22 protein-coding genes are annotated in these 24,758 nt (G+C 63.1%); 12 read left to right on the top strand and 10 right to left on the bottom strand.

The window, feature by feature from the left end; translation table 11 throughout:
- Positions 1-66: 66 nt before the first annotated feature.
- The 6 genes from THIVI_RS12465 to THIVI_RS23720 all read right to left on the bottom strand — a co-directional run bounded on the left by THIVI_RS12465 (position 67) and on the right by THIVI_RS23720 (position 5,620).
- Positions 67-453, bottom strand: a complete 387-nt coding sequence (locus tag THIVI_RS12465) for a thioredoxin family protein (RefSeq protein ID WP_014778948.1) — start codon at positions 451-453, stop codon at positions 67-69.
- 86 nt (positions 454-539) lie between these two features.
- Complete coding sequence (locus THIVI_RS23730) at positions 540-1,112, bottom strand: helix-turn-helix domain-containing protein (protein ID WP_014778947.1); 573 nt, start codon at positions 1,110-1,112, stop codon at positions 540-542.
- 227 nt (positions 1,113-1,339) lie between these two features.
- Positions 1,340-2,074 (bottom strand): Crp/Fnr family transcriptional regulator, encoded by a 735-nt coding sequence (locus tag THIVI_RS12455; protein ID WP_041447570.1) that lies wholly within the window; start codon positions 2,072-2,074, stop codon positions 1,340-1,342.
- Positions 2,075-2,459: 385 nt separating this feature from the next.
- On the bottom strand, positions 2,460-3,161 hold the full coding sequence (locus THIVI_RS12450) for a Crp/Fnr family transcriptional regulator (RefSeq protein WP_041447569.1): 702 nt from the start codon (positions 3,159-3,161) through the stop codon (positions 2,460-2,462).
- A gap of 347 nt (positions 3,162-3,508) precedes the next feature.
- Positions 3,509-5,137 carry a methyl-accepting chemotaxis protein gene (locus THIVI_RS12445; protein WP_245537264.1) on the bottom strand — a complete coding sequence of 543 codons (1,629 nt, stop codon included), beginning with the start codon at positions 5,135-5,137 and terminating at the stop codon, positions 3,509-3,511.
- 174 nt (positions 5,138-5,311) lie between these two features.
- On the bottom strand, positions 5,312-5,620 hold the full coding sequence (locus THIVI_RS23720; RefSeq protein ID WP_014778943.1) for a glycine zipper 2TM domain-containing protein: 309 nt from the start codon (positions 5,618-5,620) through the stop codon (positions 5,312-5,314).
- A gap of 506 nt (positions 5,621-6,126) precedes the next feature.
- Between THIVI_RS23720 and THIVI_RS12435 the strand changes: the two genes are divergently transcribed.
- The 9 genes from THIVI_RS12435 (at position 6,127) to THIVI_RS12400 (ending at position 18,936) form a co-directional block, all read left to right on the top strand.
- Positions 6,127-6,315, top strand: a complete 189-nt coding sequence (locus tag THIVI_RS12435) for a Thivi_2564 family membrane protein (protein ID WP_014778942.1) — start codon at positions 6,127-6,129, stop codon at positions 6,313-6,315.
- Between the two features lie 41 nt (positions 6,316-6,356).
- Positions 6,357-6,575: a hypothetical protein gene (locus THIVI_RS12430; RefSeq protein ID WP_014778941.1), complete on the top strand. Its 219-nt coding sequence runs from the start codon at positions 6,357-6,359 to the stop codon at positions 6,573-6,575.
- A 67-nt stretch (positions 6,576-6,642) separates the two neighbouring features.
- Positions 6,643-7,716 (top strand): DUF2333 family protein, encoded by a 1,074-nt coding sequence (locus THIVI_RS12425; protein WP_014778940.1) that lies wholly within the window; start codon positions 6,643-6,645, stop codon positions 7,714-7,716.
- Positions 7,717-7,906: 190 nt separating this feature from the next.
- A complete protein-coding gene (locus THIVI_RS23715) occupies positions 7,907-8,509 on the top strand; it encodes a hypothetical protein (protein WP_014778939.1) in 603 nt (200 codons plus the stop codon).
- 176 nt (positions 8,510-8,685) lie between these two features.
- Complete coding sequence (locus THIVI_RS25115; protein ID WP_014778938.1) at positions 8,686-8,862, top strand: Thivi_2564 family membrane protein; 177 nt, start codon at positions 8,686-8,688, stop codon at positions 8,860-8,862.
- A gap of 108 nt (positions 8,863-8,970) precedes the next feature.
- Positions 8,971-9,258 carry a sll1863 family stress response protein gene (locus THIVI_RS12415; protein ID WP_014778937.1) on the top strand — a complete coding sequence of 96 codons (288 nt, stop codon included), beginning with the start codon at positions 8,971-8,973 and terminating at the stop codon, positions 9,256-9,258.
- A gap of 114 nt (positions 9,259-9,372) precedes the next feature.
- Positions 9,373-9,807, top strand: a complete 435-nt coding sequence (locus tag THIVI_RS12410; RefSeq protein WP_014778936.1) for a BON domain-containing protein — start codon at positions 9,373-9,375, stop codon at positions 9,805-9,807.
- A gap of 18 nt (positions 9,808-9,825) precedes the next feature.
- Positions 9,826-10,137, top strand: a complete 312-nt coding sequence (locus THIVI_RS12405) for a BON domain-containing protein (protein WP_014778935.1) — start codon at positions 9,826-9,828, stop codon at positions 10,135-10,137.
- A 108-nt stretch (positions 10,138-10,245) separates the two neighbouring features.
- Complete coding sequence (locus tag THIVI_RS12400) at positions 10,246-18,936, top strand: glycoside hydrolase family 94 protein (RefSeq protein ID WP_014778934.1); 8,691 nt, start codon at positions 10,246-10,248, stop codon at positions 18,934-18,936.
- A 16-nt stretch (positions 18,937-18,952) separates the two neighbouring features.
- Here the strand turns inward: THIVI_RS12400 and THIVI_RS12395 are convergent, their stop codons facing one another.
- From THIVI_RS12395 to THIVI_RS12380, 4 genes are all read right to left on the bottom strand, one after another.
- Positions 18,953-20,062 (bottom strand): IS5 family transposase, encoded by a 1,110-nt coding sequence (locus THIVI_RS12395; RefSeq protein ID WP_041447215.1) that lies wholly within the window; start codon positions 20,060-20,062, stop codon positions 18,953-18,955.
- Positions 20,063-20,342: 280 nt separating this feature from the next.
- Entirely contained in the window at positions 20,343-20,561 is a 219-nt protein-coding gene (locus THIVI_RS12390; protein ID WP_014778933.1) for a YgaP family membrane protein, read from the bottom strand.
- Between the two features lie 164 nt (positions 20,562-20,725).
- The gene (locus tag THIVI_RS26070) at positions 20,726-20,854 is read right to left on the bottom strand and encodes a hypothetical protein (RefSeq protein ID WP_281054888.1); all 129 of its coding nucleotides are present in this window, start codon (positions 20,852-20,854) and stop codon (positions 20,726-20,728) included.
- 226 nt (positions 20,855-21,080) lie between these two features.
- Positions 21,081-21,224, bottom strand: a complete 144-nt coding sequence (locus THIVI_RS12380; RefSeq protein WP_169315572.1) for an entericidin A/B family lipoprotein — start codon at positions 21,222-21,224, stop codon at positions 21,081-21,083.
- Positions 21,225-21,654: 430 nt separating this feature from the next.
- Here THIVI_RS12380 and THIVI_RS12375 point away from each other — a divergent pair, with 430 nt between their 5' ends.
- From THIVI_RS12375 to THIVI_RS12365, 3 genes are all read left to right on the top strand, one after another.
- Entirely contained in the window at positions 21,655-23,448 is a 1,794-nt protein-coding gene (locus tag THIVI_RS12375; RefSeq protein WP_014778931.1) for an EAL domain-containing protein, read from the top strand.
- Positions 23,449-23,581: 133 nt separating this feature from the next.
- Positions 23,582-23,839 carry a phosphoketolase family protein gene (locus THIVI_RS12370; protein ID WP_041446974.1) on the top strand — a complete coding sequence of 86 codons (258 nt, stop codon included), beginning with the start codon at positions 23,582-23,584 and terminating at the stop codon, positions 23,837-23,839.
- A gap of 167 nt (positions 23,840-24,006) precedes the next feature.
- Positions 24,007-24,726, top strand: coding sequence for a Crp/Fnr family transcriptional regulator (locus THIVI_RS12365; RefSeq protein ID WP_014778930.1), 720 nt, complete (start codon positions 24,007-24,009; stop codon positions 24,724-24,726).
- Positions 24,727-24,758 lie beyond the last annotated feature (32 nt).

Below are 24,758 nucleotides of genomic sequence, written 5' to 3'. Positions count from 1 at the left end.
GAGAGTCGCATCCCCGAATGATGACGCGCGGGGATGCAAGAAAAAAGGACGCCGCCAGCGCTTTGGTCAGGATCCTGGGACCAGATGCTGTCGCAGCCATTCCCGAATCTGATAGCGCGAACGCGCCCCGCTGAAACGGGCCAGTTCCCGCCCCTCCAGAAAGAGGATCACGGTCGGGAAGCCCCGCACCTTGTAGTGTCCCGCCTGGCGCATGTTGTCGCCCTCGTCGACCTCCAGTTTGGCGAGCCGCACCTGCCCGTCGAGTTCCTCGACGACCCGTTCCAGATGCGGCGACAGCGCGCGGCAGGGCGCGCACCAGTCGGCCCAGAAATCCACCAGGATCGGATGCGAGCGGGAGGCGTCGAGCACCTCGGTCTGGAAGCGGTCGGTGTCGATATCGAAGATGTTGGGATTGGGATGGATGGGATCGGTATCCCAGGGCGTTGCACTCATGCATCACACCTTAAATTTTCCGGAGAATTTACGCCATCGGCGGCTTGCCGATGCAAGTCCAGCGTAACGGCTTGGCGATGGTCTGTTTATTTCTGTACAGGTGAGTGGGTATCCCGGAACGGAGGGGCGTCTCGTCCTTGATCTCGGGATGGAGCCAATACCGGGTGCGATGGGGCGTGAGGTCCGCCCGAGGTTAAAAAACGGCCAATGGTACTGGCCGAAATCGTGGTGGCAATGCCGCGTGCCATGATCTCGCGCATCAAATCCTGGCGCGTCCAGTGCGTCAAGGGCGGTGGGGGTGTCTCGCGGGCCAAGGCGATGATCTGGCCGATCTGCTCGGCGGTGAAATCGCCCGGATGGCCCGACCGCGGCCGGTCGGACAGGATCTCCTCGATCGTTGCCCGCAGGCGTTTGGGCTGGTCCGCCAGGGCGGCGAGCCGCTCCTGGGAATTCGCCCAACGCCCCCGCCACTGCCCGACGCCGTCTTCACCGAGGCCCAGCGCGTGCGCAATCGCTTTGTTGTGTTCGCCATCGGCGGCGCGCAGCACGATCTGCGCGCGCCGCACCAGGCGGCGGGCGGTTTCGCGACTTCGGGAAAGCCCTTCGAGCAGGCTGCGTTGTTCGGGGGTGAGGTCAATCAAGGGGGCTGGACGTGCCATGGACTGTCACTCATCTGAAGGCGACGGGGGTCGGTTGGCTATTATCCTGAAAATTATCGGCGCGCGGTACTGGCGCGGGTGCGATTTCGGGCAACCTATTGCCCGTCATCGCCGTGGGCGTTCCGTGACAGTCAGGGCGAGCGGATCCGCACACAAGGCGAGGGGTTCACGGCTGGAACCGGCCCAGACGGCGAACGGTCAGCAGACACTGTGGGAGGTGGATGTTTTCAGTCCTGGCTCGCCTCGGGGAGCAGGCGATCGTACTCTTTCCTGACCACTGCATAGCACTCGCAAACCCGTGCTTCCAGACCCGCTCGATCCAGCAGGGTGATGAGCCCCCGGGTGTAGCGAATTAGCCCGGCCGTTTGCAATTTTCCCGCCGCCTCGGTCACACCCTCGCGGCGCACCCCCAGCATGTTGGCAATCAGCTCCTGGGTCATGCGCAGTTCGTTCGAGGGCAAGCGGTCGAAACTGATCAGCAGCCAGCGACAGAGTTGCTGGTCCACCGTATGGTGCCGATTGCAGACGGCCGTCTGCGCCATCTGGGTCAGCAGGGCCTGGGTGTAGCGCAGCAACAGCGGTGGCAACACCCCATGGCGACGGCCCCCGATGCGCGCGAATTCCTCTTTGAGCACCTGTCCCTTCAGCCGATAGGCGTCGCCCGCGCACTGCACCACGGCCCGATTCGGCATGGTGGCGCCCCCCATGAACAGGGCGATGCCGACGATGCCATCGTTGCCGACCACGGCGATTTCGGCCGATGCGCCATTCTCCATGACATACAGCAGGGACACGATGGCCGTGGTGGGAAAATAGACATGCTGCAACGCGGCCCCAGATTCGTAGAGGGCCTCGCCGAGCGGCAGTGGAACCCATTCCAGATGGGGCAGCAGGTGTTCGAATTCGGTGTCGGGCAAGGCGGCAAGCAGATGGTTTTGCCGTGGGGTCGGAGGACTGGGCATGATGGCCATTGGGTGATTTCTGCAATGCGCTGTCCGGGATCGGATCTTCGCATTACAGAGGCGGGCGCATTGCGCTGTCAAGCAAACGATCCGTCGAGGTGAATATCTGCTTGTCGAACCGTCGGTGCAGGTCGGCGAATACACCGATGTTCAGTACCGTCCCGACGGGCTGGGTGCGTGTCCAGGCCATCTGCGATGTCGTGCACAGCCATCTCAGGTTCGACTATTCGTACCGGGTATCTCGCTGTGTGGACCGACGAAGTGGGCGAGGAAGCGCTGCGACCGCTGTTCACGAAGCCCCCGCCAAACGCGGGATGAAAGGCTCGACGGCTCGGGAAGGGGCAGGTCTGGCAAGACCGTTCGCCCGCTGACGACACCCCTCGCGTCAGCCCAGCATCCGCTCATACATGGCTTCCGCCGCCCCGTAACAACCGCAGGCGGCGTCGATCAGGCGTGCGCGGTCGAGAATCTCGATATCTCCGCGACGATAGCGGATGAGCTGACGCTGTTGCAGCGCACTCGCCGCCTTGGTCACGCCAACGCGGCGCACCCCGAGGATCGAGGCCAGGAATTCATGGGTGATATGGAAGCGATCCGAATGCGCGCGATCCTGGGTCATCAAGAGCCACCGGGCAAGACGTGCCTCCAGTACATGGAAGCGGGTGCAGGCGACCATCCGCTCGACCTCGTTCGTCAACAGGAACAGATAGCGGTTGAGCACCCCCTGCAGTGCGCTGCTCTGTCTGAGTGCGGCGGCAAACTGCTCGGGGGTCATGCGCCAGGCGGAACCCGCGCCCTGGACCAGGGTGCGCAACAGCGTCACCTCGACCCCCAGGATGAGCGGGGTTCCGATCATCCCTTCGTGACCGACCAGCCGCACCTCCAGACCGGCGTGGTCGTCGGCCGGAGTCAGCATGGAGACGAAGCTGTCGGTCGGAAAATACACATGGAGAATCCGGTCGCCAGGCTCGCTGATCACCTCGGCCAGGTGGAGTTCGACGGATTCGCAGCTCGCCAGGATCTGCCGACGATCCTTGCCGGGCAATGATGCCAGGAGACGATTGACAAAGAGGACGGGGGGATTCACGGGGGTGGCAGTCGCGTTCTCTTGGTGGGTCAAGACGAACCCTGAACGAACGGTACAGGGACTAAACCGCGCTCAGCGCGGTATGCGATGTTTTTGGATTGGATCGATCTTGGCGGCATCGACGACTCTCGGAGAGGGTGCGGTTCAAACCGCGTCCAGAGCGAAATGCGTCATTTTCATGGTCGGTCGGGTTAGCGCAGCGTCACCCGACTTTCCATGGCGAAACGTCGGGTGACGGCGTGCGTTAAGCGCTGGCACTGAAATCGAGACGCCATGCCACGCGCGCCGAACCCGACCGACGGGGCATGTGTTTTCCGGAAATCACCGAAGGGAGTCGCATCGGCGGTTCACCCTTTGGGGTAAGCGCCATGGAGCCTGGGGGAGGGCGCATAGCCTGATCGGGCCGCGCGGTCTTGCCTTATCGGTTCAATGCCGGTGCCGACCTTGAACTGACCGACCAGCATGCGCAACTCGGTGCTCAGTCGCGACAGTTCCAGACTCGCGGCGGCGGTGTGTTCGGAATTCCGCGCGCTCTCCTCGGACAGATCCGAAATATTGACCACGCTGCGGTCGATCTCCTGCGCGGCGACCGCCTGCTCTTCCGCGGCGCTCGCGATCTGGGTGTTCATGTCCCGGATGGTGCCGATCGATTGCACGATCTGCTCGAGCGCCTCCTGCGCCTGACTGGCCTGCTCCAGGGTGTCGGCGGTGATGGTCTCGCCCTTGTGGATCGCCGCCACCGCCTCTTGGGCGCCCCCCTGGAGGTTCTCGATCATCCTGTGGATCTCGCTGGTGGACTGCTGGGTGCGGCTGGCCAGGATCCGCACCTCGTCGGCGACCACGGCGAAGCCGCGGCCCTGCTCACCGGCGCGGGCCGCCTCGATGGCGGCATTGAGCGCGAGCAGATTGGTCTGTTCGGCGATCCCGCGGATCACGTCCAGGACGCTGCCGATGGACAGGCTCTCGGCGCTGAAGCGGCGGATGCTGGCCGCGATCTGCTCGACCTCGTGGGCCAGTTGCCGGTTGGCCGCGAGCACCCCATTGACTGTTTCGCCGCCTTTGCGCGCATGACCGTCGGCGGCGAAGGCCGCCGCCGCGGCATCCTCCGCGTTTTTGGCGATCTCCTTGATGGTCGCCGACATCTCGGTGACGGCGGTGGCGACCTGCTGGGTCTCGCCGCGCTGGCGGTCCATGCCGGCACTGCTCGACTGGGTGATCGCCGACAGTTCCTCGGACGCCGAGGCGATCTCACCGGTGGCGCCCCCCACCGCGATCACCATGCGTTCGGTCTTGCCCGCGAACTGGTTGAAACCGGCCGCCATCTCCGCGACCTCGTCCCGTCCGGTGGTATCGAGGCGGCGCGTCAGGTCGCCCTCGCCATTGGCGATATCGAGCATGGCCTGGGCCGCCTCGCGGACCGGAACGACGACCGAGCGTGCCGTCAGGAGCGCCAGGGAGACGACGACCAGGAGCATTGTCAGTCCGAACGCGCCCATGAAGGCCGCGTTGCGCCAGAAGGCGGCGTCCACGTCGTCCACATAGACGCCGGTGGCGACGATCCAACCCCAGGTCGGGAAGGTTTCGAAATAGGCTATCTTGGGAATGGGGGCGGTCGATCCCGCTTTGGGCCAGGTGTATTCGACGGTGCCTCGCTCGGCGGCACGCGCCTTGTCGGCGATTTCGGCCCCGAACCGCTTGCCATCGGCGTCTCTGTGGGTGCGCGTATCCGACCCGTTCAGTTCGGGCTTGATGGGATGCATGACCATCCTGTCATCCTTGTCCGTGACCCAGAAATAGTTGTTCCCCTCGTAACGCAGCCCGGCGAGAACCCGCAGGGCTGCCGCCTTGGCGCCCACCTCGTCCAGTTCTCCGGTCGCGATTTGCCGTTGCTGATCGGCGAGGACGCTCTTCGCCGTCTCCACCAGTTTGGCGACCTGTTCGATCTTGTCCTGCATCAGCAGAGAGTGCATTTCCATGAGGGCAAGCGCCAATCCGACCGAAAACCCGATTGCCACCATCCCCGAGAGAATCCATAGCCGATGGTTTATCGTGATTTTGCGTAATGCGTTCATGTCGTTCAACCCCTTCGGTTTCCGAACCAGTCTCCGGCTCCGCTTCTGTAACTGCGATCACTGACGTGATGAGGACGGCTAGTTGTAGTATCGGCCATTGGGATTGTATCGGCCATCGTTTCTGTATCGGTCATCGCTTCCGTAGCGGTCGTCACGACGGTCATGGTCCCGGTCGTTGCCGACTCCATGGCCGATGACGCCACCGATCGCTGCCCCGCCGATGGTTCCAATCGCGCTGCCATCGGTCAGTAATGAACCCGCAACGCCACCGATCCCCGCACCGGCCAGGGTGCTTTGCTCTTGCCGCGACATTCCGCCACAACCGCCCAAGCCGATCAACACGGCCACGGTCACTAAACCGCCTAGATAGTTCTGATGTTTTTTCACTGAGATCGCTCTTGCTGATGAATCGGTCTTTCCTGTCTTTGGAGATTGCCTCAAGCACTGTCCAAATTGACTTCGAGGCTGGAGTGTCGAGGCATGTCACGAACAACACACCGTGATCGAGTCTGAGAACAGCTTATCGACAAAAGCATTCAACAGTCGGTGCGGTAGCAAACATAAGGCCAAGCCCGTTTTAGCGCTGAAGGTTTGCGATTCAGCATGACATCGCCCCCCGATCCCCGTCATGGCGTTTGCCTGGCCAAGACCGAAGCGTTTTATGTGCGCTACCGTACGGACACATCCCGGTTCTATCCATCATCTTGTAACGAGTGTCTCGCTCCCACTCGGGATCGCCGCGAGGCTGGAAAAGGCGACGACATTGAGTGTTTGCTCTGGACGCGGTTCCACCTGAAATCGCTATCGTTCGTACGCTAGCGAACAGACGACTGCCGGAGTGAAGATTATCGTCAAGCTGACATCAAACATCTGAAAAATAGCGGAGAGACGTTATGACATTGATTTCACTGGTCGTCACATTGGTTGTCGTGGGCGTGATCCTATGGCTGATCAATAACTACATCCCGATGGACGGCAACATCAAGAAAATCTTGAATGTGGTTGTGATCCTCGTCGTCATCCTTTGGTTGTTGAGCGCCTTCGGGCTGTTGGGGCCTATCTCGGGGATGCGTATCGGGTAATCGACTGACGAATGAAGAGAATCGCTGCGGGAGCAGAGAATATGAAAGCAATCAACATCGCCGCCATTGCGCTCATCGTTGCCGGCGGTTTGGGGCTGGCGTATGGCAGCTTCAGTTTTACCAAAGAGACTCAGGAGGCCAGGATCGGTCCGCTCGCCGTCACGGTTCAGGAGCGGGAGACCGTCAACATCCCGCAATGGGCCGGCATCGCCGCGATCGTGGCCGGCGCGCTTCTGCTCATGGTGTCCAAGCCTCGCTAGTTTCCACATCGCTGGTGATCACTCACCCTAATTGACTCCCTCCTCGCGGAGGGAGCTGGAGCGTGCAATGAACGATCTCTCATCGCCAAAAAAACCGGTTCTGACCAGGAAGGTCAGCCAAGTCGCCAGCTACTATCACCCTCGGACCTGGAAAGAGAAGGGGCTGTGGTGGACCACGGGTCTGTTTCTGATGACCTATCTGGTCGTCGTCGTCATTCTGGGGTTGGTCTGGTCGCAATCACCCGACACCTTCGACGTGCGCGCGAATACCTTGTCGTTTGTGAATGACGATGCAAGCAAAGTGGTTCCGGGTACCGCCACGACGAGCACCGCCATCCGGATTGCGGAAACCTTGCTCGATAAACCCGGCGGTTATCTGACCAACGATGTCAGTCCGCCTGGTCTCTATCTGGATAACATTCCGAATTGGGAATTCGGTGCCTTGACCGAGCTGCGCGATCTGGTGCTTGCGCTCCGTAACGATTTCAGCCGCTCCCAGTCCCAGTCGGTCGAGGATAAGGATCTGGGCATTGCGCAACCCCAGTTCAATTACCAATCGAACTCCTGGATCCTGCCCTCCAGCGAGTCGGAGTATCGGAAAGGCGTGGAAGGACTCCATGGCTATTTGCGCCGACTCTCCGATGAGAATGAACGCGACGGCCAGTTTTTCGCGCGCGCCGATAACTTGACCGTGTATCTCGAAATGACCGAAAAGCGGCTGGGCAGTCTGGCGCAGCGGCTCTCTTACGCCGTCGGCCAGGTTCATCTCGATACGGCCTTGGCCGGCGATCCCAACGCCCGTCAATCGACACCGGTCCCTGCCCAATCGCAGACCAAAACACCTTGGCTCGAAATCGACGATATCTTTTTCGAGGCACGCGGATACACCTGGGCGCTGCTGCATACCCTGCAGGCGATGGAGATCGACTTTGAGCCGGTGCTCACGGACAAGAATGCATTGGTGTCGCTGAAGCAAATCGTGCGCGAATTGCAAAATACCCAGAACACCATCTGGAGTCCGATGATTCTCAATGGCACCGGGTTCGGGCCGATGGCCAATCACTCGCTGGTCATGGCCTCCTATGTCTCGCGCGTCAATGCCGCGATCACGGATCTTCGCAGTCTGCTGCAGAAGGGCTAAAGCCATCGCGTTACACAAATCTTTGTAAATCGCTGAAATATAAACAACACAAACCGGAGCGTGTTATATAAAAATCAGCAAGTTACAGACTTGTGTGTAATGGTATGGGCTAAAGCGGTGCATTGCATCGCCGCCTGCATCCGTGCAGCACCTCATTCATCCATCTTAATCAAGTAAAAGAGACTTCGACATGATCAATCAGCAAAGAGTGACCTTCATCGCCATGGCGTTGATCCTGGGCACTGGAGCGTGGTCGTCAGCCAGTGCTCAGCGGACCGAACAAGTTCAGGTGACGAACCTGAACGCTGGTGCCTTGCAGGTGGCTGACGCCCAAACGACGTATGGCATTCGTCCAGCCGACACCAGCGGTTCATCGCCGGCTTCATCCGCGGATTCCGCCTCTGGCCACGCTGGCCACGACGGATCCACGATAGGGCGATCATCGACCATTCAAAGCGATGGCGGCATTCGCTATGTCTCGGGCGGCATCGGCGAAAGCGAACGAACCGAACTCAATGCCCTCTCCAGTCAGTTCAACCTGCATCTGCTCTTCGCGACGCAAGGCAGCGGCGAATATCTCTCGGCGGTCCGCGTGAACATTCTGGATGCGCGCAGCGGTCCGGTCTTGACCGCCGAGTCGAAAGGCCCCTGGTTCTACGCCCAACTGCCGCCAGGCGACTACAGCGTGGAAGTTACCCCGACCGGTCGACGCGGCCAGGATGAAACCCAGCGAAAAACCGTGCATCTCGATGGCTCTGGCCGTGCGCGCTTCGACTTCTACTGGAAGAAATAAGCCCGGCGAACGTGCTTCCGGCAGAAGCATCTGTGTTCAGCGTGCGGCCCACGTTGTCGCACTGTCAAGACGCCGGTGACCTCCGCGTCTTCCCGACGTCTCTGTGCGCTAGCGTACAGACGTCTGTCAGGGCGCGTTGTAGTCTGTCCCTAACCTCATCTGAAAGGATCAACGCCATGGCCTATATTCAATTAGTCATCAATTTGATCGCCTTTGGAGCCATTCTCTGGGCGGTCAATGTGTATATTCCGATGAACGCTACCGTCAAGAAAGTCGTGAATGCGATTGTGATCGTGATCGCGATTCTCTTTGTACTCAGCGCTTTCGGGTTCTTTGGCCCCATCGCCTGGTGACGGCCTCGGGCAGGGGTGATTCGAGATGAATTCCTTGCCCCGCGATGGGTAGGCAGTTGAATTCCGGCAATCCGCCGGGTAAACGATCCAAAACAGGAGTTATATCCCATGTTGACAAAAGACGAATATGTCGCGCAAATCAAGGTGCAGCTTGACGAATGGAGTAAGGAAATCGATAAACTCCAGGAGCGAGGGCATGAGATCAAGGAAGATGCCAGGGTGAAATACGAGGAACAACTCGTCGCGCTGCGCGCCAAACGCGAGGAAGGCGAGAAAAAGCTGGAAGAGGTTCAGGCCGCCGCGGAAAACAACTGGGAACAATTCAAAATGGAATCCGACCGTGTTTGGGAGGCGTTCAAGGATTCTTTCGATACGTTCAAGTCGCATTTCAAGTAATCCTTCAGCCCATCGATTGACGCGCATTCAATCACAATTCGCGCCAATCGATGACCTCCGCTTTCTACCACAAACACCACCAGACAATCCATTCAGAATCAGGAAGAAATCAGCATGAAAAAAGATAACGACAGCCAGCGGATTCATTTCTCGAAGCGTGCTTTTTCCATCGCATTACTGTCCGTCACGCTCGGACTCGCCGGGCTTGCCGGTTGCGAACAAGAGGGCCCCGGTGAAGCCGCCGGGAAAAAGGTCGATCAGGCGGCTGAAACAGCGGCGGTCAAGTATGAAGACGCCAAGGCTTCGATGGGCGAGAAGGCCGCGCAAGCCGAAGAGTACGTGGATGACTCCGCGATCACCGGCAAGATCAAGATGGGCATCCTCGGCGATCCCATGCTGAAGGTGTTTCAGATAAACGTCACCACCACGAATGGTGTCGTGATGTTGAGCGGTGTTGTCGATTCACAGCAAAGTATCGGCAAGGCGCTGGAAATCGCTCGCAACGTACCGGCGGTGAAGTCGGTGGAAAACGGTCTTGTCGTCAAGTAACGCGCCCAGCATCTCATCATGAGAATATTCAATCAAGTCAAGGCTTTTTTCTCCATCATCGTGCTTGCGTCCCTCCTGGGCTGCGCCGCAACGGCCACACAACAGGCCACAGGGGAATATGTGGACGATGCCGTCATCACCGCCAAGGTCAAGGCGGCCATCTTCGATGATCGAACACTGAAGTCGACCGAAATCAACGTCGAAACCTTTAAGGGCGTGGTCCAGTTGAGCGGTTTCGTCAACTCCAAGGCCGACATCAATCAGGCGGTCCGGGTCGCGGGCGCGGTACCCGGTGTGGTGTCCGTCAAGAATGACATGCGGCATAAGTAACATCAGTCACGGGAGGACGGCCGTCTTCCGCGGATGATCTCCGGACAGGGTGGCCGGAGAGGGCGGCGTCTCCGCCGTCAGCGATTTGGAAATTTGAAGGAGAGTCATTTGGCGATTCGCGACACCCTGCTCCAATTCAGGAGACAGCTTCCGGGTAAAGGTTTGATCGACGTGGCGGTCGGCGACGAGCCGCCGCTGCGTTCGGAACTCTTCAGCGCGGTGCAGATGGAGGAGCACGGCAAGCGACTCGCCGAGGCGCACGCCCTGATGCCCGGACATCCTCCGGACCGCCTGCTGGCACGCCTCAACGAGAATGAAGCCATCCTGATCGGCGTCTGCCGCTTGCTCATGGCCGCCGTCTCGGAGAACCGCCGGATCGCGCCGGCCGGCGAATGGCTGCTCGATAATTTCTATCTGATCGAAGAGCAGATCCGCACCGCCAAGCGGCATCTTCCCAAGGGTTACAGCCGGCAACTGCCGCGTCTGAGTCGGGGTCCATCGACCGGTCTGCCACGGGTCTATGACCTTGCGCTGGAGATGATCGCGCACGGCGATGGCCGGGTGGACCCGGAGAATCTCAGCCGGTTCGTCGCCGCCTACCAGACCCTCGGCACGCTCAAGCTGGGCGAGTTGTGGGCCATCCCGATCATGCTGCGGCTGACGCTGATCGAGAATCTGCGCCGGGTCGCGGCGCGCATCGCGGTGAGCCGTACCGACCAGAATCTGGCCGACGGCTGGGCCGACCAACTGACCGCGATGGCCGAAAGCGATCCGAAGAATCTGATTCTGGTGATCGCCGACATGGCGCGCTCGAACCCGCCGCTATCGAGCGCCTTCGTGGCGGAGCTGGCGCGCCGGCTGCAAGGCCAGAGTTCCGCGCTGGCTCTGCCGCTGACTTGGATCGAGCAGCAACTCGCCGAGTCGGGTCTGACGATCGAGCAGTTGGTGCAGTTGGAAAACCAGCAGCAGGCCGCCGATCAGGTGTCCATCGGCAACAGCATCGGCAGTCTCCGCTTCCTGGGTGCGATGGACTGGCGCGCCTTTGTCGAAACCATGAGTCTGGTCGAACGGATCCTGCGCGAGGATCCGGGCGGCGTGTATGGGCGGATGGCGTTCGCCACCCGCGATCGCTACCGACACGTCGTGGAAAAGATCGCGAAAAACAGCCGACTGTCCGAAGCCGAGGTGGCGCGCCACGCGATCGAACTGGCGCGAGACGGCGCGCAGGCGGTCTCGCCCGGCGCCGACGCGCGCACGGCGCATGTGGGCTATTACCTGATCGACCGGGGATTATCCCAGCTCGAACGCCGGGCGCGGGCGAGTTTGCGTCTCGTGGCGTCACTGCAACGACGGGGCCGCCGGATCCCCTTGGTCCTGTATCTCGGCACGATCATCCTCTTGACGGCGCTCTTCACCGGGGTGCTGCTCACGCAGGCGCAGTCCGAGGGCGTGCCGGATTGGCTGCTCCTGCTCTTGGGGTTGCCCGCCCTCCTGGGCACCAGTCAACTCGCGCTGGCGCTGGCGAACTGGCTGGCCACGCTGCTGGCGACGCCCGAACCGCTGCCGCGCCTGGATTTTTCCGCCGGCATTCCGACCGAGTCACGCACCCTGGTGGTGACGCCGACCATGCTCACCAGCGCCGAGGGCATCGAATCGCTGGTCGAGGCGCTGGAGGTCCGCTTCCTGGCCAATCGCGACGACAGCCTGCACTTTGGCCTTCTGACCGACTTTCGCGATGCGCCGTCGGAAACCCTGCCGGACGATGCGTCGCTGGCGCATCTGGCCGCGCAAGGGATCGCGGCACTGAATGAAAAGTACCCGCGCGACAGCGGCGACACCTTCCACCTCTTCCACCGCGCGCGCCGCTGGAATCCGCAGGAGCGGATCTGGATGGGGTACGAGCGCAAGCGCGGCAAGCTGGCCGACCTGAACGCCCTGCTGCGCGGCGACGCCGGGGATCGCTTCGCGCGGGTCGTTGGCGCGACGGACATCCTGCTCGGCGTGCGTTACGTCATCACCCTGGACACCGACACCCAGCTCCCGCGCGACGCCGCACGCGAACTGGTCGGCGCCTTGGCGCACCCGCTCAATCGGGCCTCCTACGATGCGCGCCGGCAACTCGTCACCGCGGGCTACGGTATCCTCCAGCCGCGCGTGGCCGTGAGCCTGCCCGGCGCCAACCGTTCCCGTTACGCGCGGCTGCATGGGAACGACGCCGGCATCGATCCCTATACCCACGCCGTCTCCGATGTCTACCAGGATTGGTTTCAGGAAGGTTCCTTCATCGGCAAGGGGATCTACGAGGTCGATGCCTTCGAGCAGGCGCTCGCCGGGCGTTTTCCCGAGAACCGCATCCTCAGCCACGATCTGCTGGAAGGCTGCTACGCCCGCTCGGGGCTGTTGAGCGACGTGCAGTTGTACGAGGACTATCCCGCCTGCTATAGCGCGGACGTGAGCCGGCGCTACCGCTGGATTCGCGGCGACTGGCAGATTGCCTGCTGGCTGTTGCCGCGCGTCCCCGGTCTCGACGGACAACGGCGCAAAAACCCGCTGTCGGCCTTGTCGCGCTGGAAGCTGGCCGACAACCTGCGGCGCAGTCTGGCGTCCGCGGCCCTGACGCTGCTGTTCGTGCTGGGTTGGACGGTCACGGACTCCCCTGGGTTCTGGACCCTGGCGGTGCTCGGGATTTCGCTGATTCCGTCGCTGCTGACCGCGCTCCTGAGCTTCCTGCAAAAGCCGGGCGATGTGCGCTGGCGTCATCACCTCGCCGCGGCGCTCAAGGCGGCGGGCCGACAACTGGCGCAGGCGGTGTTCACGGTCGTTTGTCTCCCCTATGAGGGATTCTTCAGCCTGGACGCCATGGTCCGCACCCTTTGGCGGACGCGGGTCAGCCACCGACGCCTGCTCGAATGGACCTCGTCGGGCGATCTGGATCGCGCGGGCCGGAGCCTCGTCGCCTTCCACCGGACGATGTGGATCGCCCCCGCGCTGGCCCTGCTCACGGCCTTGATCCTGGCCCTGAGCGAACCGGCCGTGCTCCTCGTGGCGGGGCCGATCCTCCTGCTCTGGCTGGCGGCGCCCAGCCTCGCCTGGTGGATGAGCCGCCCGCTGATCCGCCGCGAGGCCCGTCTGACGGCCGAACAGTTCCGCTTCCTGCGCGCCATGTCCCGCAAGACCTGGGCCTTCTTCGAGCAGTTCGTCGGTCCCGACGACCATTGGCTGCCGCCGGACAACTATCAGGAGCATCCGGTGGCGGTGATCGCGCATCGCACCTCGCCGACCAACATGGGGCTGTCGCTGCTCGCCAATCTGGCCGCCCATGACTTCGGCTACCTGACGACCGGCGGACTGATCGCGCGCACCGCCGGCGCGCTGGAGACGATGGCCAGCCTGGAGCGCTATCGCGGTCATTTCTTCAATTGGTACGACACCCAGACACTGAAGCCACTGGCCCCGATCTATATCTCATCGGTGGATAGCGGCAATCTCGCCGGTCATCTGCTGACCCTGCAGCCGGGTCTGCTGGCGCTGATCGACGCGCCCATCCTCAACCCGCGCTGGCTGGAGGGGATCGAGGACAGTTTCGGGATTCTGCTGGACGGGCTGTATGCCGGTTCCGCGCCGCGTCGTAAGCCCGTGCTGCCGACCGTGCTCGCGCCATTCCAGCAAACGCTGACGTCAGCCATCGAGTCGCCGCCAACCGGACTCGCGGCGGTCTGCGGCTGTCTTGAGTCGCTGGAGACGGCGGCCGAGGCGGCGGCGCTGGATTTGACCCCATCCACCGAGGACGCCACGCACGCATGGGCCTTATCGTTGGCCCAACAATGCCGCGCCCTCCTGGATGATCTGCGGTTCCTCGCGCCCTGGCTCGCGCGGTCCTCACGCGACGCCGGAGCGTCGCGACCGGCTCCCACGCTACGAGAACTGGCCCGGCTCGAAGCGGAGCGCTCGCCCGCGCTCGAACAGGATGTCGATCTGGACGCCAGCCACCGCGCCCGCGAGCGGATCGCCGCGCTCGAACACCTGGCCCTGCAAGCCGGTGAGTTGGCCCGGATGGACTACGACTTCCTGTACGACGAGTCGCGTCATCTGCTGGCGATCGGCTACAACGTCACCGATCGTCGCCAGGATGCGAGCTATTACGATCTATTGGCCTCGGAGGCTCGCCTGGGCAGTTTCGTGGCCATCGCACAGGGTCAACTGCCGCAGGAGAGCTGGTTCGCCCTGGGACGCCTGCTGACGGTCGCCGCCGGCGAGCCGACGCTCCTCTCTTGGAGCGGTTCCATGTTCGAATACCTGATGCCGCTGCTGGTGATGCCGACCTACGATCACACCCTGCTCGATCAGACCTATCGTACGGCGGTCGCCCGGCAGATCCAGTATGGCAAGCAGCGCGGCGTCCCCTGGGGCGTGTCCGAGTCCGGCTACAACACGGTCGATATTCATCTCAATTATCAGTATCACGCCTTCGGCGTGCCCGGCCTGGGACTCAAACGCTGGCTGGCCGAGGATCTGGTCATTGCACCCTATGCCTCGGCGCTCGCCCTGATGGTGGCGCCCGAGGCGGCGTGCCAGAATCTCCAGCGCCTTGCCGCGAGCGGCTTCGCAGGTCGCTACGGTTTCTACGAGGCCATCGACTACACGGCGTCGCGGCTGCCGCGCGGGCAGAGCAGCGCCGTGGTGCGCTCCTTCATGGCCCATCACCAGGGCATGAGTTTCCTGTCGCTGGCCTATCTGTTGCTGGACCGTCCGATGCAGCGGCGCTTTATGTCGGCACCGCTGTTCCAGGCGACCGCCCTGCTGCTCCAGGAACGTATCCCCAAGACCCCATCGTTCTATTCGCACGCCACCGGCGAGCCGACCGACATCCGCACGACGGACACTGGTCAGGAGTCGCCGATTCGCGTCTTCACCAGCCCTCACACCGCCATCCCGGAAGTGAAGCTGCTGTCGAATGGCCGCTACCATGTGATGGTCACCAACGCCGGCGGCGGCTCCAGTCGCTGGAAGGATCTGGCCGTCACCCGCTGGCGCGAGGATACGACCCGCGATTCCTGGGGCAGCTTCTGTTATCTGCGCGACCTGGCGAGCGGCGAGTTCTGGTCGACCACCTATCAGCCGACGCTCACCCAACCGGACAGCTTCGAAGCCATCTTCTCGGAAGGGCGAGCCGAATTCCGCCGCCGCGACCAGGGGATCGAGTCCTATACCGAGATCGCGGTCTCGCCGGAAGACGACATCGAGCTGCGCCGGGTGCGTCTCACCAACCGCGGGCGCGCCCGCCGGGTCATCGAGATCACCAGTTACGCCGAGGTCGTGCTCGCCCCGCCCGCCGCCGACGCGCTGCATCCGGCTTTCAGCAATCTCTTCGTCCAGACCGAACTCCTCGACCCGCAACCGGCGATCCTCTGCACCCGCCGCCCGCGCTCGCGCGACGAATCCTCGCCCTGGCTGTTTCACCTGATGGTGGTGCGCGGAGCCGATTGCGGCGCGGCCTCCTATGAGACGGATCGGATGCGCTTCATCGGGCGCGACCGCACCCTCGCCAATCCACAAGCGATGGACGGCACGCTCTCGGGCAGCGCTGGCTCGGTGTTGGATCCGATCGTCGCCATCCGCTATACGATCACCCTCGATCCCGATCAATCCGCCACCATCGATCGGGTCACCGGCATCGGCGACAGCCGCGAGATGGCCGTGGGTCTGGTCGAGAAATATCAGGATCAGCGACTCGCCGATCGCGTCTTCGATCTGGCCTGGACCCACAGTCAGGTGGTGCTGCGCCAGATCAATGCCAGCCAGTCCGACGTGCAGCTCTACGGGCGTCTCGCCAGTTCGATCCTCTATACCAATGCCTCGCTGCGCGCCGAGCCGAGCATTCTCAGCCAGAATCGGCGTGGGCAATCCGGACTCTGGAGCCATGCGGTCTCGGGCGACGTGCCGCTGGTGCTGGTGCAGATCGGCGATCCGGCGAACATCGAGCTGGTCCATCAACTGGTCCAGGCCCACGCCTATTGGCGTTTGAAAGGGCTGACCGTGGATCTGGTGATCTGGAACGAGGATCGCGCCGGCTATCGGCAACTCCTCCATGACCAGATCCTGGGGCTGATCGCGGCGGGCGCCGAGGCGCATGTGATCGACCGGCCCGGCGGCATCTTCGTCCGCCCGGCGGATCAGATCAGCCACGAGGACCGCATCCTGTTCCAGACGGTGGCACGGGTCATCCTCAGCGACACCCGGGGCACCCTGGCGGAGCAGCTCAAGCGGCGCGGTCCGCCGGAAAAACGGGTGCCACGCCTGCGCCCGACCCGCAGCCGCTTTGCCGAATGGAGTCGGAGCATCGCGCCCCAAGTGGTCAACGACGCGGAGCCGGAGGGACGCGCGCCGCGTCTCTTCGACAATGGGCTGGGCGGTTTCAGCCCCGATGGGCGCGAGTACATCATCGCCACCACGCCCGGCCAGACAACGCCCGCGCCCTGGGTGAATGTCCTGGCCAATCCGCACTTCGGGACGGTCATCTCGGCAAGCGGCATGGCCTACACCTGGAGCGAGAACGCCCACGAGTTCCGGCTCACGCCCTGGCACAACGACCCGGTGAGCGATACCAGCGGCGAAGCCTTCTATCTGCGCGACGAGGACAGCGGGCAGGTCTGGTCACCGACACCGCTGCCCGCCGGCGGCCCCGCGGAGTATGTCAGCCGCCACGGCTTCGGCTACAGCGTCTTCGAGCATACCGAGGATGGCATCCAGTCCGAATTGTGGGTCTATGTCGCCCTGGACGCGCCCATCAAGTTCTCGGTGTTGAAGGTCATCAACCGGTCGCATCAGGCGCGTCGGCTGTCCGCGACCGGCTATGTCGAGTGGGTGCTCGGCGATCTGCGGCCCAAGTCGGCGCTGCACGTCATCACCGAGATCGATCCGACCAGCGGCGCAGTCTTCGCGCGCAATCCTTACAACACCGAATTCGCTGACCGCCTCGCTTTTTTCGACGTGGACGATCCGGCGCGGACCGTCAGCGGCGACCGTACTGAATTCATCGGTCGCAACGGGACACTCGGCCAGCCGGCCGCGCTGGGACGAATGCGCCTGTCCGGCAAGGTCGGTGCCGCGCTCGATGCCTGTGCCGCGCTTCAGACGAGCTTCGATCTGGCGCCGGGGCAGACGCAGGAGATCGTCTTCCGGCTGGGCGTGGTCGGTCGGCGCGGCGCGGACGATGCCAGCCCCCTGGTGCATCGCGGTCGCGGGGCGGCTGTCGCGCGGACCGTGTTGGAGGCGGTGCGCCGGCATTGGACGCGCACCCTGGGCGCGGTGCAGGTGGACACCCCGGACGCCGCGCTCAATGTCCTGGCCAACGGCTGGCTGCTCTATCAGACCCTGGCCTGCCGTCTCTGGGCGCGCAGCGGTTACTACCAGTCGGGCGGCGCCTTCGGCTTCCGCGACCAGTTGCAGGACGCCATGGCGCTCATCCATGCCGAGCCCGCACGGCTGCGCGAGCAACTGCTGCGCTGCGCCGGCCGCCAGTTCCCCGAAGGCGATGTGCAGCACTGGTGGCATCCGCCGTCGGGCCGTGGGGTGCGCACCCGTTGTTCGGACGACTATCTCTGGTTACCGCTGGCGACCTGCCGCTATGTCCTGGCCACCGGCGATACCGGCGTGCTGGAGGAGACGGCCCGTTTCCTGGAGGGCCGTCTGGTCAGCGGGGATGACGACGCCTATTACGATCTGCCCGGTCAGGCCGACGAATCGGCGAGTCTCTACCAACATGGCGTGCGTGCCATCCTGCACGGTCTGCGCTTCGGCGAGCATGGCCTACCGCTGATGGGTTCCGGCGACTGGAACGACGGCATGAATCTGGTCGGGATCCAGGGCCGGGGCGAGAGCATCTGGCTGGGCTGGTTCCTCTATGAGGTGCTGATGCAGTTCAGCGAGGTCGCACGTTTGCAGGGCGATCTGCCTTTCGTCGAGCGCTGCCAGCGGGAGGCCGAGCAACTGCGCGGGAATATCGAACGGCATGGCTGGGATGGCGGCTGGTATCGTCGCGCCTATTTCGATGACGGCACCCCGCTGGGCTCGGCGAGTCAGGTCGAGTGTCAGATCGACTCCCTCGCGCAAAGTTGGTCGGTGCTCTCCGGGGCCGGCGATCCGACGCGCGCCCGCATGGGCATGGCGGCGCTGGATGCGCGGCTGGTGCGCCGGGGTGCCGGATTGATTCAACTGCTGGATCCGCCCTTCGACACCTCGGCGCTGAATCCGGGCTATATCAAGGGCTATGTTCCCGGCGTGCGGGAGAACGGCGGGCAGTACACCCATGCCGCCATCTGGGCGGCGATGGCGTTCGCGCAGTTGGGAGATGCGGCGCGCGCCTGGGAACTCTTCGCCATGATCAACCCGATCAACCATGGCCGCTCGCCCGCGGATATTGCGACCTACAAAGTCGAACCCTATGTGATCGCGGCCGATGTCTATGGGGTCGCGCCGCACATCGGGCGCGGTGGCTGGAGCTGGTACACCGGCTCGGCGAGCTGGATGTACCGGCTGATCCTGGAATCCCTGCTGGGGCTGCGGCTGGAGGTCGACACCCTGCATCTCGCGCCCTGTCTCCCGGCCGATTGGGAGGGGTTCAAGCTGCGTTACCGCTATCGGGAGACGTTCTACCGGATCGTCGTGACGCAAGGCGTCGATGGCGAGGGCGGGACGCGGATCGCGCTGGACGGTGTCGCGCAGGACGCGCCGAGGATTCCGCTGGTGGACGACCGCCGCGAACATCGGGTCGAGGTGTTCATGTGTCTTTCTGCCTAAGAGGGTGTAGACAAAATCAAACCGTTGTGGTCAACCGCCGCAGCAGGATGCGCGCCTCCGCCAGCCAAACCCAGGTTTCGGAGACCGCTGGCAGACGGTCATGATGCATGATCAATCGACGGGCACGCTCATTCCACGCATGGGTGCGCTCGACAACCCAGCGCTTCGGCAGCGGAACGAAGCCGTCGGCGTTGGCGATCACCACTCGGTCAGGCGCCCCGTCCACGTGCCAGGAGCCAACGCTTTTGTTGGCTGGATGGCGCACGACTTCCACGCGGATCGCGTGGGTCTGCTCGGTGGTTTGGGCAAATTGACCGGCGTAGGCGCTATCGACAAACAGCGTGTTGATCTGGGGGTACTTGGCGGCCGCGTCAGCGACGGCGCCCGAGGCGGCATCGCGGTCCTGAAGATTGGCCGCGACCACGCTCACCGCCAACACGAACCCCAAGGTATCGACCACCAGGCTGCGCTTGCGCCCCTTGACCTGCTTGCCCGCATCAAAGCCGCTCGGTCCACCCTGCGGCGAGCCGCGGGTCGATTGCGCATCCAGCACCGCCGCCGTCGGCGCGATCTCACGCCCCTCGCGTTCGCGCCATTGCCCCCGCAGTCGATCATGCATCTGCTCAAACTTCCCAGCCGCACTCCAACGGCGAAACGTCTTGTAGACATTCTGCCAAGGCGCGAAATCGTGCGGCAGCATCCGCCACGCGCACCCCGTGCGCACCACGTAGCAACACGCCTCCAGGATGCTCCGGCGCGACACGCGGGGCGGTTGACCCCGCCCGCCCGGCATCTCAAAGAGAGCGGCGACCAAGTCCCACTCCGCATCGGTCAGACAACTTGGGTAGCTTTGGTCGGGGTCGTGGCGACGATGCGCATCCGTATACCCATACCGACGCGGCGTTGCGCGCGCTTGCGCCTCGAGACCACTCTCGCCCCGGAGGCGCGTGACGCCCGCCTCCCGCAAGGACTTGCGAATCGTTGCTTCATGAGCCTCGATTCCCGTCCGTGCCGCGAGTTCCCGGGCAATCTCTGACAGCGTGGAGGTCGGGCGATCCGTGACAATTTGACGCAATACCGCTTGCTCCGCCTCGTGAATCTTGGGGGGACGACCAGCTTTCGACATCAGCGCACACCAGCTCAGTTGTAGACTGGTATACAAATAGCAGCTCAATTATTTTTGTCTACACCCTCTAAGCGGCAACTTCTGATCGCACTCAACGGTTCGTTTTTCAATACCCAGCGCATGGTGCTGCAATATGTCACGAAGGCGTATCTTCGCTGACCATCAAGGCGGCGGACAGGGATGCATGAATCCTCGGTTGACCCGCGCCGATCGGCGCGGGAGCGGACGGTCGGTGGGCACCGTCGGGCCTGATGACCCGGCCGGTGTGCGGCCTTCCGGCCTATTTGCTCACGGGCGTCACGTCCTTGTTGGAGTTGAAATCGAAGATCGTGTAGGCCGGACAGAACCGGAAATAAGCGGTGGCGAGCAGCGCCGCGCCGATCAGTCCACCGATCCAGCTACTTCCGCGAAAGACGGCAACGATCAGGAGAGCGCCGAGAATCGCGCGGATGATGCGGTCAATATTGCCGACGTTGGGTTTGGTGTAATCAAAATTCATCACGAATGCTCCAGTGGTTGACGATGGATGGTGGCCTCCGTGCCGGATCGGCCCGTGGCGGGATCGATTGAGATCGGGTCGCGGTTCCGGTCCTTCCGTCCTCCTCGGGGCGGACGGGAAATCTTGAGAAAATATGATTTAGACAGGCTCCACGTTGCCCCCTCTCATGTGCGCAGCGTCTGCAACACCTCCTCGGCCGCGAGGGCGTGCGGCGCGCCGACGGCGAGCCCGCTGGGAGCCGCCGCCGCGGGCACCAACGCGCGGTCGTCGTGAACATCGAAGCGATAGAGCAAGAGGATGGCGGCCAGCGCGCCGCCCAGGAGCTAGTCCGGACCGATCGGCCAGAGCGCGAAGGGCAATGAAGAAGAGGGCGGCGAGCAGCAGCTTGACGCGCAGGGTCTCGATCCAGGCCAGCCGCTGCCGTGTCGACGCACGATCTCCGCGGAACAGGAAGCCGACCGCGTCTGTCATGGCTGGCTTCCTGGCGTCGCTAGCGGTGCGTATGCGCTTTTCGCCGCGTCACAGATCCTTCTTGACGTCTCTTGCCGTCTCGCTCAAGGCATCGCCGCCGCTCTGGAGATCCTTGCCGGCACCCTCCATGGTGTTGCAGCCGAACAATCCGCTGATCGCGATCAGCAGCATCAGTGTCAGGAGCTTATTCATCATCATTACCTCTTCTTGGCCATCGGTTGGCGTTGCATTGCGGTCGGTCCGTCCAGTGTGCATCGGTTCCCGAGCAACCGGGTCGGGGTTTGCGCCACCGCTCGCGCGGTGTCGCACGAGATCAGTGAATGCACCTGGGATGACTGAATCTACGCCGTCAGGATGAAGCGCTTCAGTGCGTTAGCGAACATAGAACCGGTTTTAATCGCCAAGTCCGTCGTTGCGCCAACGCGCGTCGCCGCCTTTCGCTTAAACTTTGCGCTTTCGCAACCCTATGTTCTGTAACGTACAGACCAGCGGGGCGGAAACGGTGTCTGCTTGCCATGATCGGCGCGGTATTCTTCGGTATCGCGCTCACGCGCTCACGCGCTCACGCGCTTTCGCCGGACCATTAGCGCAATGGCCTGAATCCACTACCCAAAACGCCGCCATGACCGACGCGATCGGCATGAGCATGGAGGACGCACAGATGCGACACGCCAGCCACGATCCAGTCACCGGACTGCCCGGTCTGCCACTGATCCGCGATCGGCTCGCCAACGCCTTACAGCGTTCGCGGCGCAATGGATTGAGCCTGGTGGTGCTGTTCGTCGATCTCGACGGCTTCAATCTGGTCAAGCACACGGATGGCCATGACATCGGCGACCGTTTGCTCAAGAAAGTGGCCGAGCGGCTCGCCGAGCAGATCCGGCCGGGGGACACCTTGGCGCGTTTTGCCAATGAGGAATTTCTCATCCTCTGCGAGCAGATCGAACAGCCGGCCACGCTGTCCGTCCTGGCCGACCGCATCAACGAGGCGTTGCGTCAGCCATTGGAGTGCGACGGGCGGCAACGGATCGTGACGGCGAGCGTCGGGCTCGCCATCGGTAACGGCAATACCCACTGCGTCGACGATCTGTTGAGCCATGCCGAAACGGCGATGTCGGCGGTGAAAGAAGGAGGCGGCGACGGCTGGCGGTTCTTCAGTCCAAGTCAGCACGACCTGGACCAGCAGCGGCTCGCCATCGTCAATGGCCTGCGCACGGCGATCGAGCGCAACGAGCTGTCGACCCGTTTTCAGCCGATCGTCGTCGCCGAGAGCGGTCGCATCGTCGGCGCGGAACTGCTGCTGCGCTGGAACTCGTCCGAGGGCGAGATCTCGCCCGCGGTCTTCGTTCCGATCGCCGAGATGACCGGCGCCATCGTGCCCATCGGCGCCTGGGTCTTCCGCCAGGCGTGCCTGGCCGAGGCCGACTGGCGGCGACGCTGGGGCAGCGAGGCGCCCTATGTGTCGGTGAATGTCTCGCCGCGACAGTTGAGCAAGGAATCGCTGGTCGAGGAGTTTGCCGCCATCCTGCGCGAGACGGGGGCGGATCCGGCGCGTTTGGTGCTGGAAATCACCGAGACCGCGCTGATGGCGGATGTCGAACTCAATCTGCGCCTCCTGCGCCGCTTGACCGAGCTGGGTCTGCGGGTGGCGGTGGACGATTTCGGGACCGGCTATTCCTCGCTGGCGCAATTGACGCGCCTGCCGGTCGCGGTGCTGAAGATCGACCGGGCCTTCGTCGATGGCATCGACAAGCGTCCGGAGAACCGCGCGGTCATCCGCGCCGTGATCGGACTCGGTCGCGCCCTCGGGCTGAAGTTGGTGGCGGAAGGCGTCGAGACCGACGCCCAGCGGCGCGAACTCCGCGCCTACGGCTGCGAGTTCGCGCAAGGCTATTACTTTCACCGTCCGCTCGCGGAACCGGTGTTTGTCGACACCCTGGAGCGTGATCGTCATGGCGGCGACGCACCTGACGCGGCGGCGCCACTCTACTTCCTCATCTATGTCAGTCAGGCGATGCCGCCGATGTCCGGGGCGACGCTCGACGCCCTGCGGAAACAATCCAATACCTATAATCGCTCGACTGGACTGACCGGCTGTCTGCTCTATCAGGACGGTCTGTTCATGCAGATGCTCGAAGGCCAGCGGGAGGTCGTGTCCGCGCTGATGGACGAGGTCAAGGCCGACCCGCGCCACCGCGACGTGCGCATCGTCATCGAGGGTCCGGCGCGCCAGCGTGTCTTCCTGGACTGGGGCATGGCGGTGCACGATCTGACGCCAGGCGCGAACGAACCGGATTTCACGCTCTGGCCGGGCCGCCGCTTGAGTTTCCGCGATCTGGCCGAGGATGCGCGGACCTGCTACATCTATCTCACCGCCTATGCGGGCTGCGGCATGTCGAAGGGAGTCGGGGCCTGACCCTATGTTCTGTAACGCACAGACCGACATCTCATCGACTCCATGTTCAACCAGCACGCCAAGTGACTCAGGGTGTGCAATGACATCCCCTGGCGGCGGCCGATCGCCTCGCTCAACTATCCGCTCTCCTCCCATGGTCGTGATGGCCTGCGCCGGCGACGTGCCGACGCTCGAAACCCTGGACGCCGTTGCCTTGCTGCGCACGCATGTTCCCGACCTGAAGATCCGGGTCATCAACGTGGTCGCCGACGTCATCGATCAGGTGTCGCGACTTGGCCCCAGGGGCGCCTACGCCAAGCAGGCGATTCGCGACAAGCTCATCGAACACCAGCGCCACATCGCCGAGCATGGGGAGGATTTGCCGGAGGTGCGGGATTGGAAGTGGCTGTGATGACTTGAACATAGCCTGCTCGGGCGCGGTTGAACCCTGCGTGGAAACCGGCCGCGTCGTCCGTACGTGCGTTTACAGACAGACGGAGTAGCATCGACGCTCTATCGTCAAACAGATCTCGGCTGCCGGGATCACCCGCATGGATCCCCTCTCCACGGAGTTCACTGATGTCCATTGCCCTCGACCCGAAGAAAAACCACCTGCTCGCCGCGCTGCCAGAGGCCGAGTGGCAACGCTGGCGACCGCAACTGGAGCCGGTCGAGATGCCGCTGGGCGAGGTGCTCTCCGAATCGGACCGCATCCTGGATCATGTGTATTTTCCGCTTACCGCCATCGTCTCACTGCTGTACGTCATGGAGGACGGCGCCTCGGCCGAGATCGCGGTGGTGGGCAATGAGGGCATCGTCGGCGTCTCGCTGTTCATGGGCGGCGAGACCACGCCCAGCCGCGCGGTGGTGCAAAGCGCGGGCGTGGGCGTTCGGTTGAAGGCTCAGATGATGATGGACGAGTTCAATCGCGCCGGTCCGGTGATGCACCTGCTGCTGCGGTATACCCAGATGCTGATCACCCAAATGGTGCAAACGGCCGCGTGCAACCGACACCACTCGCTGGACCAGCAACTGTGCCGCTGGCTGCTGTTGAGTCTGGATCGTCTGGAGGGCAGCGACCTGGTGATGACGCAGGAGCTGATCGCCAACCTGCTCGGGGTGCCCCGTGAAAGCGTCACCGAGGCCGCGCTCACGTTGCAGGAGGCCGGCCTGATCCGCTATTCGCAGGGCCATATCACGGTCCTCGACCGCCCGGGATTGGAGCAGCGGAGCTGCGAGTGTTACGCGGTGGTCAAGAAAGAGTGCGACCGGTTGCTGCCCAACCGCTTTGCCATTTGAGGCGATTTTTGGAAAAGATCTTACCCAGACTG

This window comes from Thiocystis violascens DSM 198, from assembly GCF_000227745.2.
Classification (GTDB): Bacteria; Pseudomonadota; Gammaproteobacteria; order Chromatiales; family Chromatiaceae; genus Chromatium; species Chromatium violascens.
This window is presented reverse-complemented; position numbering and strand designations above follow the sequence as displayed.